The organism is Granulicatella elegans (genome assembly GCF_020735385.1).
Classification (GTDB): domain Bacteria; phylum Bacillota; class Bacilli; order Lactobacillales; family Aerococcaceae; genus Granulicatella; species Granulicatella elegans_B.
In genome coordinates, this window is the sequence record NZ_CP085953.1 from 115,005 (window position 1) to 132,326 (window position 17,322).

The 17,322-nt window shown below is 34.6% G+C and carries 15 protein-coding genes and 1 pseudogene; 2 read left to right on the top strand and 14 right to left on the bottom strand.

Annotated features, from left to right (window positions below; genetic code table 11):
- Positions 1–14: 14 nt before the first annotated feature.
- The 4 genes from LK443_RS00590 to LK443_RS00605 all read right to left on the bottom strand — a co-directional run bounded on the left by LK443_RS00590 (position 15) and on the right by LK443_RS00605 (position 7,050).
- The gene (locus LK443_RS00590; protein WP_227931714.1) at positions 15–851 is read right to left on the bottom strand and encodes a MetQ/NlpA family ABC transporter substrate-binding protein; all 837 of its coding nucleotides are present in this window, start codon (positions 849–851) and stop codon (positions 15–17) included.
- Between the two features lie 251 nt (positions 852–1,102).
- Positions 1,103–3,760, bottom strand: coding sequence for a cation-translocating P-type ATPase (locus tag LK443_RS00595; RefSeq protein ID WP_227931715.1), 2,658 nt, complete (start codon positions 3,758–3,760; stop codon positions 1,103–1,105).
- Between the two features lie 229 nt (positions 3,761–3,989).
- Positions 3,990–5,774 carry a DNA helicase RecQ gene (gene recQ, locus LK443_RS00600; protein ID WP_227931716.1) on the bottom strand — a complete coding sequence of 595 codons (1,785 nt, stop codon included), beginning with the start codon at positions 5,772–5,774 and terminating at the stop codon, positions 3,990–3,992.
- Complete coding sequence (locus LK443_RS00605; RefSeq protein WP_227931717.1) at positions 5,767–7,050, bottom strand: PLP-dependent aminotransferase family protein; 1,284 nt, start codon at positions 7,048–7,050, stop codon at positions 5,767–5,769. Before LK443_RS00605 ends, recQ begins: the two co-directional genes overlap by 8 nt.
- Before the next feature lie 104 nt (positions 7,051–7,154).
- Here LK443_RS00605 and LK443_RS00610 point away from each other — a divergent pair, with 104 nt between their 5' ends.
- Together LK443_RS00610 and LK443_RS00615 are read left to right on the top strand one after the other, a co-directional pair.
- Positions 7,155–7,997 carry a pyridoxamine kinase gene (locus LK443_RS00610; protein WP_227931718.1) on the top strand — a complete coding sequence of 281 codons (843 nt, stop codon included), beginning with the start codon at positions 7,155–7,157 and terminating at the stop codon, positions 7,995–7,997.
- Positions 7,998–8,014: 17 nt separating this feature from the next.
- Entirely contained in the window at positions 8,015–8,554 is a 540-nt protein-coding gene (locus LK443_RS00615; RefSeq protein WP_227931719.1) for an ECF transporter S component, read from the top strand.
- Positions 8,555–8,585: 31 nt separating this feature from the next.
- Here LK443_RS00615 and LK443_RS00620 read toward each other — a convergent pair whose 3' ends face one another.
- The 10 genes and pseudogenes from LK443_RS00620 to abc-f all read right to left on the bottom strand — a co-directional run bounded on the left by LK443_RS00620 (position 8,586) and on the right by abc-f (position 17,221).
- Positions 8,586–9,656 (bottom strand): competence protein CoiA, encoded by a 1,071-nt coding sequence (locus LK443_RS00620; RefSeq protein ID WP_227931720.1) that lies wholly within the window; start codon positions 9,654–9,656, stop codon positions 8,586–8,588.
- A gap of 134 nt (positions 9,657–9,790) precedes the next feature.
- The gene (locus tag LK443_RS00625; protein ID WP_227931721.1) at positions 9,791–10,669 is read right to left on the bottom strand and encodes a DegV family protein; all 879 of its coding nucleotides are present in this window, start codon (positions 10,667–10,669) and stop codon (positions 9,791–9,793) included.
- 261 nt (positions 10,670–10,930) lie between these two features.
- Positions 10,931–11,710: a type I restriction endonuclease subunit R, EcoR124 family gene (locus LK443_RS00630; RefSeq protein ID WP_227931722.1), complete on the bottom strand. Its 780-nt coding sequence runs from the start codon at positions 11,708–11,710 to the stop codon at positions 10,931–10,933.
- A gap of 20 nt (positions 11,711–11,730) precedes the next feature.
- Entirely contained in the window at positions 11,731–12,336 is a 606-nt protein-coding gene (locus tag LK443_RS00635) for a restriction endonuclease subunit S (protein ID WP_227931723.1), read from the bottom strand.
- 3 nt (positions 12,337–12,339) lie between these two features.
- Positions 12,340–13,213, bottom strand: a pseudogene (locus tag LK443_RS00645) (type I restriction-modification system subunit M); the annotation flags it as partial.
- A gap of 72 nt (positions 13,214–13,285) precedes the next feature.
- Positions 13,286–13,501, bottom strand: coding sequence for a hypothetical protein (locus LK443_RS00650; RefSeq protein ID WP_227931724.1), 216 nt, complete (start codon positions 13,499–13,501; stop codon positions 13,286–13,288).
- Between the two features lie 170 nt (positions 13,502–13,671).
- Entirely contained in the window at positions 13,672–14,604 is a 933-nt protein-coding gene (locus LK443_RS00655) for a DDE-type integrase/transposase/recombinase (protein WP_227931725.1), read from the bottom strand.
- Between the two features lie 89 nt (positions 14,605–14,693).
- Positions 14,694–15,092 carry an alpha/beta hydrolase family protein gene (locus LK443_RS00660; protein ID WP_416217267.1) on the bottom strand — a complete coding sequence of 133 codons (399 nt, stop codon included), beginning with the start codon at positions 15,090–15,092 and terminating at the stop codon, positions 14,694–14,696.
- A gap of 79 nt (positions 15,093–15,171) precedes the next feature.
- On the bottom strand, positions 15,172–15,405 hold the full coding sequence (locus tag LK443_RS00665) for a hypothetical protein (RefSeq protein ID WP_227931726.1): 234 nt from the start codon (positions 15,403–15,405) through the stop codon (positions 15,172–15,174).
- Positions 15,406–15,622: 217 nt separating this feature from the next.
- Positions 15,623–17,221, bottom strand: a complete 1,599-nt coding sequence (gene abc-f / locus LK443_RS00670) for a ribosomal protection-like ABC-F family protein (RefSeq protein ID WP_227931727.1) — start codon at positions 17,219–17,221, stop codon at positions 15,623–15,625.
- Positions 17,222–17,322 lie beyond the last annotated feature (101 nt).

Sequence of the window (17,322 nt, forward strand, 5' to 3'; positions counted from 1 at the left end):
TTGGAGAAAGATGACTATTTTTCTGCGTTCCACACTGGGAAATATTGTCCTGGTCCAATTTCATTCATTTTCTTCGCTACATCATCTGCTTGGAATAATGCAACAATTTTTTTGTATGTTGGATTTTCAGCATCTTTTGCGTTTGTAGCAATGATATTGAAACGATCTTTTGGAATTGTTTCTAAGTGATCAGCATCTGTGAAGATATAATCTTCAACTTTTAATCCTGCATCTTGAGCTATTGAACCATTAATTGAAGCTGCATCTACATCTTGTAATAAACGAGGTGCTTGTGCTGATTCTGCTTCAATAATTTCTAAGTTACGTGGATTGCTTGTAATATCAGCTAGAGAGGCTTTTGTTCCTACTCCATCTTTTAATGTAATTAATCCTTCTGTTTCTAATGCTACTAAAGCACGACCTTGGATTGCTACTTCTTTTGGTACTAATACTTTTGCTTTTTCTGGTAAATCTTTTAATGATTTATATTTTGTTGAGAAATAATATAATGGTGCGATAAATGTTGTTCCAATTTCTTTAATATCTGAACCTTTATCTTTGTTCCATTGTGCTAAATAAGCACGGTGTTGGAAGGCATTTAATTGAACAGACCCTTCTTCTAATGCTGTATTTGGTAATACATAGTCGTTCATTTCTATAACTTCTAAGTCAATGTTTTCTTTTTTAGCTTTTTCAGCAACAAAGTCCCAAATTTCATGAGCTGCGCTACCTACAACGGCAACTTTTACATGTTCAGCTGGTTTTGTTGTTTCTTGTTTACTAGTTTGATTTCCGCAAGCTGCTAATGTCACTACAGCGACTGCTGTTAAAAATAAATTTCTTAATTTCATTTCAATTCCCCACTTTTTGTTTTTTCTAAATATCACGTGATACAAGTGGTACTATACAGAATTATCACAGTCTGGTCAACGAAATCCGTCCAATTTCAGCATTGTTTATTTTTACTAGTTGTTAAAGTTATAAACTATATTTCTATCACAGGAAATTTTGAGACCTTAGGCTCAAAATTTAGCAATGAGACTCGCTCATGCGAGGCTGCTTGTGTCCTAGCTATTTCAGAAAAGTCTATTAAAAAATTTATTCAGTCTTTGTCCAAGCCCATCGTTCTCATTATTGCTTTTGCAATTTCAACGAATGGAACAATTGAGAATGCCGCTGCTAACACCATTAACCATTGTTCTAAAGTCAACACTGTCACACTAAACACAGTCGTTAAACCAGGAATAACTAAAACAGATAATAACATTAAAGCAGACACAACAATCGCAATATTGAACATTTTATTTTTAAATACCCCAACTGTTGCTAAAGATTTATAAACAGATTTCACATTAAATGCATGGAATAATTGAATTAAACCAAGAGATGCAAATGCCATTGTTTCACCAGTTGGAACTCCCCAACCTGCTACATGAGTCGCATACCAATAAACGAATAAAGTAACTCCACCTTCAAAGATACCTTGATAGTAAATACTTGGTAATACCCCATTTGATAAGAAGTTAGAACTCTTACCACGAGGTGGATGTTTCATAATATCTGCTTCTGCCTCTTCCATACCCAAAGTAATCGCTGGGAATACGTCTGTTACTAAGTTAATCCATAAAATATGAATTGGTTCAAGTATTGACCAACCAGCCATTGTGGCAATAAATAATGTCATTACTTCCCCTAAGTTAGCAGATAATAAATATTGAACTGCTTTTTGGATATTCGAGAATACTTTACGACCTTCTTCTACGGCTACAACGATTGTCTCAAAGTTATCATCTGCAAGAACCATATCACTAGCACCTTTAGATACTTCAGTACCAGTAATCCCCATACCTACACCGATATCCGCTTGTTTTAGAGATGGAGCATCATTTACACCGTCACCAGTCATTGAAACAACTTTTCCATCTGCTTGCCATGCTTTTACAATACGAACTTTATGCTCTGGAGATACACGTGCGTAAACTGAGTAATCTTCAATTGTACGTGCTAATTCTTCATCAGAAATTGCATTTAATTCTGCACCAGTTAAGACACCATCTTCTTGGTCAGGACGTAAAATTCCTAAACGTTTTGCAATTGCTTGAGCTGTATCACGGTGGTCACCTGTAATCATTACCGTACGAATACCTGCTTCTTTTGCAACTTGAATCGCTAAAGCTGCTTCTTTTCTTTCAGGGTCAATCATTCCGACTAATCCAGCAAATACAAAGTCGAACTCAACAGATTCTGAATCCATTGTTTCTGGGATTTGGTCAATGTATTTATAAGCAATGGCTAATACACGTAAAGCTTGGGTCGCCATTTCTTTATTTAAGCGAGCTAATGTATCACGGTCTTCTTGAGTAATTGGGCGAACTTGTCCGTGTTCTTCAATATGAGTGACTTTTTCAAATAACATATCTGGAGCACCTTTTGTCGCTACTAAATAGTTTCCATCTTCTAATTGATGAATCGTTGACATTAATTTACGAGTTGAATCAAATGGCACTTCCGCTACACGTGGATGTTTTTCTAAATCAACACGTACATCATACCCTTTATCTAATCCAAATTGAACCATCGCTGTTTCAGTTGGATCCCCAATTAATTTATCTTCCGTAATTTTAGTATCATTAGCTAAATTCATCATACGAAGTGCAGCAATTGATTCGTTCATTTCTTCGTGTGCATCATGAATTTCATTGTTAAATACCATTTTCTCAACGGTCATTTGGTTTAATGTTAACGTACCTGTTTTATCTGAACAAATAACTTCTACACCACCTAATGTTTCAACGGCTGGTAATTTACGAACTAATGCATGACGGCTTGCCATTTTTTGAGTTCCTAATGCTAAAATAATCGTTGAAATCGCTGGTAAACCTTCTGGAATCGCTGCGACTGCAATCGCAATGGCTGTTAATAACATATGAGTCCATTCGTATCCACGAATTAAACCCATTCCGAAAATGATAACAGCAATGACTAAAATCATAATTGTTAACCATTTACCTAGAGCATCTTGGTTTTCTTGTAATGGAGTTTTACTTTCTTCTGTGTTTGCTAACATATGGGCAATTTTACCAACTTCAGTATCCATACCTGTTGCAGTAACAACCCCTAACGCACGTCCGTAAGTCACATTTGTACTTGCAAATGCCATATTTGAACGGTCACCAATACCAACATCTTCCCCTTCAGGAATGCTTAAATCTTTTTCTACCGGAACAGATTCCCCTGTTAAGGCAGCTTCTTCAATTTTAATCGTATTGACTTCTAATAATCGCATATCTGCAGGAACCACATCTCCTGCTTCTAAAATCACGATATCTCCGACTACAATTTCTTCCCCTTTTACATGAACGGGTTCACCATCACGTAAAACTGTCGCAACTGGAGAAGCCATTTTTTGTAAGGCTTCAATTGCTTCTTCTGCTTTTGATTCTTGAATTACCCCTACAATTGCATTTAAGATAACAACGGCCAAAATTACAATTGCATCCGTTGGATCTAGAGCTCCTTCATGGGCAAAAAATGAAATAACTGCTGCTGCAAGTAAGACAATAATCATAAAATCTTTAAACTGATTAATGAATTTTTGCAATAAAGTAGTTTTTTCACCTGCTTGTAAAGCATTTAGACCGTATTTTTCTAAACGTTCTTTTGCTTGAGCAGAAGTTAACCCTTCTTTAGTAGATTGTACACTGGAAAGAACTTGTTCTTCCGTTTGTGTGTATGCGGCTTGTTTTGTCACAGTCGACACTCCTTTATATTTTTTATCCCCATAAAAAAAGACTTATACTACTTCAATGACTTGAAAATAGCATAAGTCTCACTAATTAAGATAATACCAGCGAAACAGGTTCACTTGTTGTTGATATTACCACAACTTTCGTTGCCAGTTACTCCCTTATGGAGATGTTGAATTTATAAGAAATACTATACCAAAGACAGCATTAAAATGCAAATGATTCGAAAAGCATTTTAAACGATCATTGTTTATATTCTCGTATCACTTTCATAAACGCTTCCCCATAAGTCTCTAGTTTTTTCTCCCCAACTCCACTAATTTGTAAGAATTCTCTATCCGTTGTCGGTAAATGACGACAAAATTCTTTCAGAGTTTTATCTGAGAAGACTAAGAATGGTGGAACATGTTGAGCAAAGGCTAAATCCATACGAATCGAACGTAATCGGTCAAACAAGACTTCATCAAATGGTACATTATCTTGAACTTTATGTTGTTGAATCGCATCTGGTTTTTGCAGAATTTGCGCTACAATTGGTTTCACTTCGATTTTCTCACGGTTTTTCAATGCTTTCTTTCCTAAATCACTCACTTGTAAAATCGGATATTGTAATCCTTCCGTTTCGATATAGCGATCTGCAATTAAAGAAGAGATAAATTCTTTTAACGCTTTATCCGAATAGTCTTTCATAATTCCATAAGTAGATAATTGGTCAAAGTGTAGAGCCTTCATTTCAGCTCGTTTACTTCCTCGTAACACTTCAGATACTTTACTCATTCCATATCTTTCTTTCATACGAATAATACAGGACAAAATCATTTGAGCTTGTGGCGTTACGTCGCTCAACTCCACTTTATTCAAGCAGTTCGTACAATGCCCGCAATCTTCCGATATATCTTTTTGACCAAAATAATTCAGCATAAACCCTCGCAAACAACGAACGGTTCGACAATAATCAATCATCTCATTAAGTTTTGCCATGCCAACTTTATCTTGATTTTGCTTCACTAAAAATTTATTAATAATAATGTCTTTTGCCCCATATAATAAAATACATTCTGCAGGCTCACCATCTCGCCCTGCGCGTCCTGCTTCTTGATAATAGCTTTCGATATCTTTTGGCATATTGTAGTGAATCACTTTTCTCACATTGGATTTATCAATCCCCATTCCAAATGCATTCGTTGCCACAATGACATCAATACGGTCAAATATAAAATCTTCCTGTACTTTACTTCTAGCTTCAGGGCTTAATCCTGCATGATACCAATCCGCAGCAATTCCCTTCTTTTGTAATTTCTCACAGACTTTTTCGACTTCTTTGCGAGTGTTACAAAATACAATCGTGGGTTCCTTTTCCTTAATCAACTCTAGTAGACGGCTCATTTTATCCCTTGGCTCTTCCATTCCAAAATATAAATTTGCACGGTCAAAACTTGTGACAACTTCAAAAGGATGTTGTAATTTTAATTGTTGCTTAATGTCTAAGCGAACTCTTGGAGTAGCCGTCGCAGTAAAAGCTGCCACAATGGGACGAGTCGGAAGTTGTGCAACAAATGTATCAATATTTTGATAACTCGGTCTAAAATCTTGCCCCCACTGAGAAATACAGTGCGCTTCGTCTACTGCAACCATACTAATCTGTATCCCTTGCATCATCTCTAGAAATCCTTCTTGTTCAAACCTTTCTGGAGCAACATACAATAACTTCACTTCTCCACGTTGCAATTGCTCCATAGCTTGGTAATATTCACTTCTACTCATGGCACTATTGAATAAAACCGCTTGAATTCCCATTTCTCTTAATGATGTCACTTGATCATACATTAAGGAAATTAATGGGGATACCACAATGGTTATTCCCTCTAACATTAAGGCTGGTACTTGGAAACAAATGGATTTCCCTGCAGAAGTTGGCATAATCGCTAGAACATCTCTTTTAGATAAAATCGTTTCAATAATTTCTGCTTGAGCAGGTCTGAAGCTATCGTAACCATAATAATGTTTTAAAATTCCTTCCTTATTCATCAACTCCCCCCTCTTCTAGTAAGTGTATTAAATCTTGCATATCTGTCATCGATAAAGCATAGACATCTAATGAAAAAATTTGAGGTATTATTTCTTCAATGTAAGCTTCTTCTAATGTATCAATTGTTATGCCTGAATGTAGCGGTCCTTTCAAAAGTGATAATTGGCTATTTTCTAATAACAACTGTGTCCCATGTAAATGTGTTTTTCCTACAGTTGATTGTTCTAATAATTGTCTAAATTGTTGGGATTTCTCATGATAGTGAGCCACCATTTTTTGTCGATGCTTTTCAAATAAGCCATTTTGAATAAATAACGCTAATGTTTTTTGCATGAGTAAATTCGAGTCAAAATCTAATAATTGCTTTCTCTTCTCAAATTCCTTTATGAAAGCATTTGGTAGTACGACAATTCCCATTTTAAAAGCAGAAAATATAATCGATGAAAAAGATTTAACATAGATGACTCTTTCATTCGTATCAAAATAATGTAAAGGCGTAGCAGTTCCTCGTTCGTAATCCGCCATATAATCGTCTTCAATAATATAGACTTGGTATTTTTCTGCTAATTCAACGATTTTCTTTTTAACGCTATCTGGATAACTTATTCCTAGTGGATTATGAAATCTAGAAATCGTATAAAAATAACGAATTGTCCCACTTTGAAAAATTCGTTCTAACTTTTCTAATGAAATCGTATCTTGCGTCTGTTCTCGTTCAATGATTTGATACGGAATTCCTAACTCCTTCACTAATTGATTCATACGACTATACGTCGGCTGTTCTAATAACAGTCCCCCTGTCCCAATCAATTGGAGTAAAATATATAAAGCTTGTTGTGTCCCCGTTGTAATGGATAATTGACCTTCCTTTGCATACACTCCATAACTTTCTAATAAAGGCACCATTGCTTCAATTAATTCACGGTCACCTCTGACGGATTCCCTCTGATTACTAACACCTTCATAACTTGCCATAACCGATTCATTCAAACATTTTCTAAAATCTTCAATTGGAAATTGTAGCGGATTTGGCAACCCAATTTTTGTCGTGTTTCGAACAGGTACTCGATTTTTCAATACATAATACCCACTCTTTTCAACTGGATAAATTAAACTTTCTTCCTTTAAGAGATGTAACGCTTTTAATATCGTGTCTTTATTACAATCATATTGTTGAATCATTTCACGAATGGAAGGAAGTCGATCTCCCTTTTTATAAATACCTTCTTCGATTTGCTGACGAATTTGAAGACTTACTTCTTGATATTTAAACATCACAAACCTCCATCTGTACCGGTACAATTCTTCTCGAAAAATATTGTACCTTATCCCATCCTGAATTACAATAAGTTCAACTTCTAAAAATAGGAGGTACTTTTGTGGTACAAAAAAGGATCATATTGGCCAATGACTTATCCGGAATCGGAAAAGTAGCACTGACTCCTACCATTCCGATTATGGCATGTTGTCAGATTGAAACGATACTTTTACCAACTATTTTACTGTCCTCTCATACAGGAGGATTCCAACAAATCGCTATCCAAGAACTACTAGACTTTACAAAACAAAGTTTAGCACAATGGAAAGCATTAAATTTAAAAATAGATGCACTATTTATTGGATATTGCAGACAAATGGAACAATTGAAAGTCTTGTTAGACTATCATACAACTCAAAGTCCAGATGCTCTACTCATCGTTGACCCCATTATGGGCGACCATGGAAAGTTATATAGTGGTTTTACTGAAGCATATGTCCAACAAATGAGAAACGTTTGTTCCAAAGCGGATGTTATTCTTCCCAATCTCACTGAAGCTGCATTATTAACCCAAACAGAGTATTTAGAAGGAATTCAACCAGTAGAATCCTATCAAGCTCTTGCTAAGAAATTAGCAGATTTAGGATGTAAAAAAGTCATCTTGACTGGTATTCAACTAGAAGTTGGTTCTATCGGATTATTGAGCTATGATGCTATAACAGAACAGTTTGCGACAGCTTTTACACCACATTATCCACATCATTTTTTTGGAACTGGAGATATTGTTTCAGCTATTTTGAGTTCTTGTATTTTACAAGGATTTTCTTTAGAAAAAGCTTTATCAACAGCTACAACCTTTCTTGATGCTACTCTTCAAGAAACGATTGCTCAACAAAAAGATTTACAATATGGAGTTGCTTTCGAGCCACAATTGCATCTTCTCACACAATTATTTCATTCATAGAAAGTAGGAATTATAGTATGAAACATTATTCATTACGAGAAATGACACAAATCGCATTATTTGCCGCTTTAATTTTCTTAGGAGTTCAGTTATTTAGAATTCCATTGGGACACCAATTCGTCCACTTTGGAAATGCCCTAGTCGTTGTTGGGTGCTTAGTATTCGGTAGTAAAAAAGGAGCCATTGCTGCTACTTTAGGCTTAGGAATTTTCGATATTTTAAATGGATATGCCGCTGAAGTTTGGATTACAATTTTAGAATCTCTGATTGTATGCTGGGGAATTCACCTTGTTTATGAAAAAACTCTTCATCAAAACGATAAAGCTGTAAATATTATCGGAATTGGTATTTTAGCTGCTGTTATTAAAATTATTTTAAACTTAGTAAAATACACTTTCCTTCGTGGAATGATTATTGGTGGATTAGCATTTACCCCTGCATTCGTTGCAGCCTTCACTAAAATTTTAGGAACATTTGGTTCAGCTGCTTTCACAGTCATTACTGTTCCAATTTTATATCCAATTTTCAAAAAAATTTATCAACAATTTAAAGCTTAATTTATACTAGCAAGAGACCTCTTTTCTCTTGCTAGTTTTTTATTTTCTTCCACTTACCGTCTGGCACTTGCGTCAGACTCTTTGTTTCCAGCATTATTTTTTTAAAAAAATGTTCTATCTCACACTGACAAACTTTCTCTTGCTCATAACATGAAGAAAAACGAATTTTCTTTTGTGTCGCTAATTTTTTCAAAAAATCATAACACTGCTGAATCGAAAAAATCTGATTTATTTTCAGTCGATCAATGCCCATCCATAAGTATCCTTGCCAGATAAGGTTATAAGTTTTAATACTCCAAGAATATTTTGGATAACAACGGCATACCTCTAATTGATCCATTGACCATCTATGATAATAGAGTACTTCTAGAAATTGCCGATTTTCTTTTTGAGGACTTAAAACAAATGCTTGCCACTCTTCTTTACTCCAAGAAGAATCTGTACTAGCGGATTGGAAAATATGTACACACTCCGACTCTTCAAAAATCTGAAATACTTTCTTCCAATCGAGCTTACCTATATCACATCGACTTTCCTGAAAAAGATACTTCCTTTTTTGAAGGTGCAATGTCAGATGATGATGGATAATCCATTGTTTATCCGTATAGAAGCACAAATAATTCCCTAATTGTGGATGATATCGAATACAATACAAACTCATCTCACATAAATTTTTTTGTAAAAACTTCTTTCCAAGAATCCACGAGACATTTCTTTCTATACTTTCTAATGCCTTCGTTCGAGCAGTCATTTCTTTTATTGGAATGACACTACACTGATATTCCAACACCCATTCTTTACCCCCTACTTCAATGGTAAGATCCGGAATTTGCCCAATCACTGCTTCATACCGTTCTAATTCTGCCCTATATCCTTGTTGCACGAGACTCTCTTGTAATTCCTCCTTTCCTTTTTGATGTGCCTCTGTTTCTCCATCATGCCTTACTTGCGTTCTATGTCTGAAAAAATACTCTCCATTTTTCTTTTGACAAATTTGCACAAGTTCTCCACACGTCGGACAAACATAATCATTCGATTTATCTAATTCAATCCCTTTATACGCATATACTAATTCTCCATTTGAATCTCTTGCAATCTTCATTCAAACCACCTCAATTATATATACGAAAAAATCTCAAAAAATATTTTTTATTTCGAAAAAATTTCAAATGAATACTAGTGCAAACAAAAAAGATGAAAATAGAATTTTTCATTCTAATTCCACCTTACAAACATTTAAATCATTTCTAAATTTTTCTCTACTACAATATCCCATGAGCATCCTAGAGCACCTTCTCCTAAATGGGTTCCAATAACTGGGCCAAAGTATGATAGAGACGTTCTTAATTTTGGATATTTCTCTTGAATTTGAGCACGCCATGCTTCGCCTGCTTCTGGAGCATTCGCATGAATAATGACTAATTCATATCCATCTCCATCTGTCGTTTGTGTATCTTCTTCAAAGATTTGCTCAATACGTTTCATCGCTTTTTGCTGTGTACGAATTTTTTCCATTGCTACAATTTTCTTCTCTTCGAATGTTAGAATCGGTTTAATTTTCAACATAGAACCGACTAAAGCAGCACCAGCTGATAAACGTCCCCCTCTTTGAAGATGATTCAAATCATCTACAATGAAGTAAGCTCTTGTACGATCTACTAATTGCTGAACACAAGCTACAATTTCTTTAGCTGTATATGTTTCATCTTTTGCCATCATTGCAGCAAGACGAACCGCACGAGCTTGAGGTGCACAACTAATTCCTGAATCGATTGGATAAATCAATACTTCATCTTGTAATTCTTCAGCAACTGTCACTACTGTTTGATAAGTTCCACTAATCCCACTGGATAAAAGAATTGGAATAATAGCATCATAATGATGGGATAATTCACGGAATAATTCAATCGTTTCACCAACTGCTGGTTGTGAACTAGTTGGAAGTACCTCTGAATTTTTTACTTTTTCATAGAAATCGGCAGTTGTCAAATCTTGTTCTTCACGATAACTTTCTTGTCCAAAAATAACTGATAGTGGCAATACATGAATATTCCACTCACGGCGTTCTTCTGGTGTCAAATACGCAGTACTATCCGTTACGATCGCAATTTTCATTTACTCGACTCCTTTTCTTAAAATTAGCAACCACGTTACTTTCTGTAGTATACCAAAAATACAATTTTGGGGCAAACGTTGAAAATTGTAGAAAAAACAAAAAAAACCGAAAGAGGCATTTAGTTAGGGATTTATGAAAATTGAGTTTAACTGATAGCCTTTAAGCGGTACAAAAGAAGAAACGACCGTGCAAGAGTAGAAATACTCCTGTGTGGTCGTTTTCTTGTGCCTCATTATAACACATACCAAAAAGTATATGCTCTAATCATAATTTGCAATATCATCAGCTACCATCATTAAGGCTTGCTTTGAAGAAGAATCAGCATAGTTCAAAACCTTGGGTGTATCTGCGGTAAATGAGCCACCAACACCAAAGAACTTCTCAAAGAATGATTTCAGCTTTTCAATGACACCTTGCTTCTTAGTAGTTCTGTTGCCACCCCCGAAACGAGATATAGGGGGCATAAGTCTATCTATATCCGTACCTGTTGTTTTAATTTCACCATCACGAAAGGCATTCTCAATGAACTTCCTTGTTTCAAGCTCTTTAAGTTTTTCTTCCTTAATAATCTGAACAAGTTCCTCTTCTCGTTTTTCAGCCACATAATTATGCCATTCAGTCATAACATCCTCAACATCATTGATACCAGCAATAAAGGTTTCAATAAGTACTTTCTTGCTCCGAAGCTCCGGACTGGCATCATCTCTTTTTAGAACCTGAACATTATCCTCTTGAATTTTTCTAGTTTTTTCAATAATTCCTTCATTCTGATTGGCGATAGAATTGTTAAAGAATCTATTCCATTCAGAATCAGAAAACTTGTAAGCATTCAACCTTTCAAGCTGATTACGAAGGTTGGTGGTCAAATCTTTTTCTGTGTGTATCTGAAGATACTCGTATCCTTGTTCTGTCAGCATACGAATAAACTCTTTTTCCAGTTCAGCTTCTGACTGATAGCTGTTCGAACGTGCCTTTAGAGGCTCGTATTCAGTAACAACTGTATTTTCACTTGTAGCTGCCACGATATTGAAATATGGCATATAGACACCTCCTCAAAAGATTATAACTGTTTGAAAGTTAGCAGCTTATCACGATAATATTCATATTGTTTCTTACGAGCTGTAAGTAACGTGAAAGAGTCTAATATACGGACTATTTCACGTTGTACCTCTAACGGAGGTACGGGAATCTTATATTTTTCTAAGGTCGATTTTCTTATTGAAGGTACTGCCCCAGCTAAATCTGTAAAACTCATTAAATTTACAGAGTACATAACATAAAATAAAAATCTAGGATTGATTTCTGAAGTGGCTATAAGTCCCACAACATTGTTGTCATAGCAAGAATCTTTCACTAAAATTCTTTTTTTATTTGTTCCAATTGCAGCTCCAATTTTAGGAAATATGATAGTACCTTCAGGAGCAGGTTTACATTTCAGATTTTTTACCACCTCAGCATCAATATAGTTATTTGCTGTGTACATGAACATTTCGTTACCATCGTTGTTCATATCACCGACCTTAAAAAATGGAAATTCACCTTCAACTTTTCCTTGCTCGACATTTGGGAATCCCCAACCGCTTCTAATTTCGCAAACATTACCTAATGGCTGAAATGTTACCCCATTCGGGCATAATTCCGCAATCAATTCTTCTAATCTGCTCATACACTACACCTCGATTTCTGCAATTATTTCATCAATTGCTTTTCTTAAGGTCTCTTCACGAGCGACAATCTCTTTGATTTCTGCATTCAGCTTTACAATATCGATTTTTTCTCTTGTGTCCTCGGCTTCAACATAGCTAGATACAGAAAGGTTGTAGTCATTTTCTTCAATTTCATCATAGGTAGCTAAGTGTGAGAAGTGGGCTATTTCGCTGCGACTTGCAAAACAGTCTACAATTTTTTCATATTTTCTTGAGTAAGCTTATTATTGTTCGTGACCTTGATGCACTCGTTTGTTGCATCGATAAATAGAGTTTGGTTATCTGCCTTGTTTTTTTCATTACCATAATACAAATTGCAATTGATGTACCAAAGAAAAGGTTAGGTGGCAACTGAATGACACAATCAAGAAAGTTGTTATCAATCAGATATTTTCGTATTTTCTTTTCAGCACCACCACGGTACATAATACCGGGAAAACATACAATCGCAGCTGTTCCGTTACTCGCAAGCCATGAAAGTAAATGCATGATAAAGGCAAGGTCAGCTTTGCTCTTTGGTGCAAGAACACCTGCAAGTGCAAAACGAGGATCATTTATAAGTAATGGATTTTCATCACCTACCCATTTGATAGAGTAAAGTGAGTTTGAAACAATAAGTTCAAAAGGTTCATCATCCCAATATGCCGGAGCTATAAGGGCACCTTCACAAGCGATATTGAATTTATCAAATCCAATATCGTGTAAAAACATATTTATACGACAAAGATTATAGGTTGTAATATTAATTTCCTGTCCATAAAAACCATTACGAATCTTATCTCTACCAAGTATTTTTTCCGCCTTTAAAAGTAGCGAACCGAATCCAGTTGAAGAATCTATTTGTAAATCAATGTTTTAGATGCTACTTTTCTGTTAATTCAGGTGGATTGTTAGTCCTACAAACAGAGATTAATTATTAAATTTACGAATGTTAATTTTGACATCCTGATAATTAGGGTTTTTTATAATTTCAGGGTTTTCACCAAAAAATGCTTTCTCAGCTTCTTTATCATTCATCAGGTAGTATCTAAACCATGCAGTCATATATCCATCGAACTGCAGATAGGAGTCTCCATGATCTACTCCTATTTTTCTGGCATAAGCCTTGTCAATATTATCTGACAATAAGTTATAATTTTCTTCTAAGAAACACAAACATTTGTGACACGAACCAGTGTCAATACAACTTGTGGGACAATTGGCTTAGCCACAAAACAGTTTAACGCCTGGATTTGTCAAGGGCTTTAGAGCGAAGCGTCCCTTGACAAAGGAAGAAGGCGTTGAACTATAATACATTAAGCCGATTGTAACAAGTGCTGCTGTACTATTTGATTGGGAGATTTAAATTTTAATACACATCTAGCTACATTATTACCTCTACTAATATATCTTGTATGTGCTTTAACTAAACTATCTAAACTCTTAAATACTCGATTATAAAATCTTCTTCCATCTTCTCTATGACTACGTTCTACTTTTCCGTTTTGCCATCGTGAGTATGGTCTAGTTTTTATATGTTTGATGCCTTTTTCTTCTAATTTTTGTTCGAAAATCGTTTTTTTAGTTGTCACTTCTGGATCATTTGTAAATTCACGTCCATTATCTGTTTGAACGGTTTTAATGGTAAATCCAAATTTTTCTTCTAAATGATCTAAAAATGCCGCTGTATGTGTAACGCTTTTCTCATCTACAATTTTACATACTCGTTTTCTACTAAATTCATCTATAGCTGTTATTTGATAATATTTAATCCCCTTACTGTCCCATCCTATACAGTGTTGAGGAACATATTTAATGTCTATTTGTACTTTTTCTCCTGGATAAGTTGTTGGTATTGGTGTCCATTTACTCTTAGGATACGTTCTTTTTTCTTTCTTCTCAGTTAATTGAAGTTTTTTAATCATTTTTTTCATAGCTCCATATGAACGTGTGTACCCTCTTCTTTGACATTGTACATAAACCTCTGCTAATCCATCTCTGTTATAACGTTTGTACATTTTACGTATCAGTTCTAATTCTTCTGTTTTATGTTCATTCGGATGATGTAAAGGTCTTCGACTCTTTGGAAGCAATGATTGTGCAGTCCCATCATATCGACTTCTCCATCGAGCAATTTGTTGTCTAGTTGTATGGTATTTTCTTGCTGCTTTAGCGTTATTATCATGTTTTATGGCATATTCTACTGCACGCTGTCTTAATTTGATTTCTTCTGTTATAATAGATTTCATAAGAGAACCTCTTTCCTGATTTTTTCCCAATTTCAGTATAACATTGGTTCTCTTTTTTTGTACTCTTTTTGTCACAAATGTATTATACCCTAACAATCTGACAATAAGTTATAATTTTCTTCAAGACTCCATAAAGGCGCTATACCTTGCATAACTCCAGACTTTTCATCTGACTTTTGACTAGCACTTATTGCCGTACCTGCATCAAATGAACCTGTTCCAGCTGTCATAAATGTAGGAACATTTATCAGTGACATATTATATTCCCAACCATCTTTGAAAATATTAGTATGATAGGAAGAAGTTGGACTGACCGCATAAACAACTTTAATCTTTTCTTTGTTATTTTGTTTTCCAGCCATATTAAATACCGCCGGCCCCCCTTGAGAGTGCCCTCCTAAACCAATATTATTCAGATCCAATTTATTATAAAAAATACTATTACTCACTTCATTTTCTTTAATCAGATAGTCAATAGTTCCATTCAATGAATCACCTGTTCTAGTGTTTTCATCATCGTTGCCAACAACAATAAATCCCCAAGAAGCTAAATGCTTGAAAAATGCTTTATATGTTTCTGATTTGCTTCATTAAATCATCGTTGCTATCATATTCTTTACTCAAAACTTCCAGTTTTCCCATAGAGGCATATCTGCTTTCAATTGGCATTCTTGGATTGGAATATTTATAATATTGATCATTTTTTTCTTTTGCCATAAAGGAAATTACAACTAAAAAGACAAGAATCAGTGCAACAATTACTAAAGTGACGGTACCAATTATTTTAAATATTTTTTTCATTTTTTGCTAACTCCTTAAATTTTTCTTTGAACATGACCAAATTCTTTTATTTTAATATTTTTATTTTTTTAGTAGCGGACCGAACCCTTGTGCCCATCCTTACTATTTGCCTCATATGGCGGCAGGACACAGTACCAGATGAAAAATAGTGAACAAAATCAATGTCTATAGCATCTGATTAAGAGTGAAGTCTAGAGGATTGCTAGTTCATTAAGCTTTAAATATTATCTCTTTGTTCCAAAAGTCTTTTATACTCAGCTTCTAATTCTTCTCGTTCTTCTTTTGGAATCTCACTTGCCAAACGATTGTTAATGGCAGTTAGTCTAAACTCGATAAGAAAATTGTTAGAACTCTTATTTTCTTTCAACTTTTCTCCGCGATTTTGATACTGAGCTAAATTGCCTGAAAAACTCTCTATCTTTCTGTTCTTAATCATAAGAAGTCCATCTGCTATGTTGTTAATAAATGAGACGTCGTGGGTCACAAACAGTAGCGGTCTATCATACCCTATCAACAATTCTTCTAAGGCTTCAATTGCTCTAATATCGAGGAAGTTAGTTGGTTCATCCATTATTAAAAAATTAAAATCAGATGTGACAAGCTTCGCTAGCTTTACCTTTGCTCTTTCCCCATCGCTTAGAACGTCTACCATCTTAAAGACTTCGTCTTCTTTGAATCCTAACCTAGCCAAAATAATTCTAGTCATCGTTTGATCATAGATTGAGCTTTCAAAAACATTTTCTAATACTGTTTTCTTTTCATCAATAATTTCACCCAACTGACTATAATAGCCAATTTTAAGATTAGGATGACACCATACTTCTTTGTCTACAATCATATTTAAAAGAGTTGTTTTTCCAGAACCGTTATCTCCTAATAAAGCTATCTTTTTGTTATTTGGGATTTCAAAATTAGCATTATCGAAAAGAACTTTATCATCAAAGCTTGTATTTAATTTTTCAGCTCTTACTAGTACTTTAGAAAATATTTTATCCTTTTCATCAATAGCTAATTTAATTTCGAATTCTTCTTTTGGCTTTTCTTTAACCTCAAGCTGATCTATTCTTGATTTAACAGATTTAACTTGCTTATCTAGTTTTTTCTTATTTCCTTGTCCACCCATTTTATGGAGTCTAGCTTCTGAATTACCCATTCTTTTGGGAGTTGTTCTCACTTTTGACGATTGAGCTTTTATGTCATTTGCTATACCTGTCAATCTTTTCTTTTCATTAACATAGCCTTCGTATTCTCTCTGAGCGAATTTTTTCCTTTTCACTCTTTCATCAAGATAAAAGGAATAATTACCATTAAATACTTCTAGCTCTCCATTTGATAATTCAAAAATCTTATCACATGTTTGGTTTATAAAATCACGGTCGTGGGAAATAAGAATATAACCTTTGTCTCTATTTATTAGACTTTCTGCTAACTTGTTCTTCTGTTTTATATCCAAATGAGATGTTGGCTCATCAATCAACAAAAAACTATATTCATTAGATAAAAGTTTCGCTAGCTTCAGTCTTTGGTATTCACCAGGACTAAATTTTTCCTCTTTATCAAGATTAGCCTTAACATAGTTTTCATGTGAAAATTTTTCTTCTTCATCGTCATTTAAAAGATGGTCTATTTTAATTTGTACATCAACTTTCCCACTGTAGTCTGTATCTTGGCCTATTAGAATTTTAAAGAAACTCGTCTTGCCAGCTCCATTATCACCGATTAAACCAATTTTATTGTCTTCTCCAATGGTTAAATTTTTTATTTCAAATAACGTTCTTGTGTTAATTTCTTTTTTTAGATTATCTATATAAATCATAAATCCTCCTTATTTATTGAGAGGACTTAACCTCTCGTATTATTTAAAAGAAAATTTATTAATTGTCATCTGTCTATACCTCCAAATTCTTTGAAATTCAT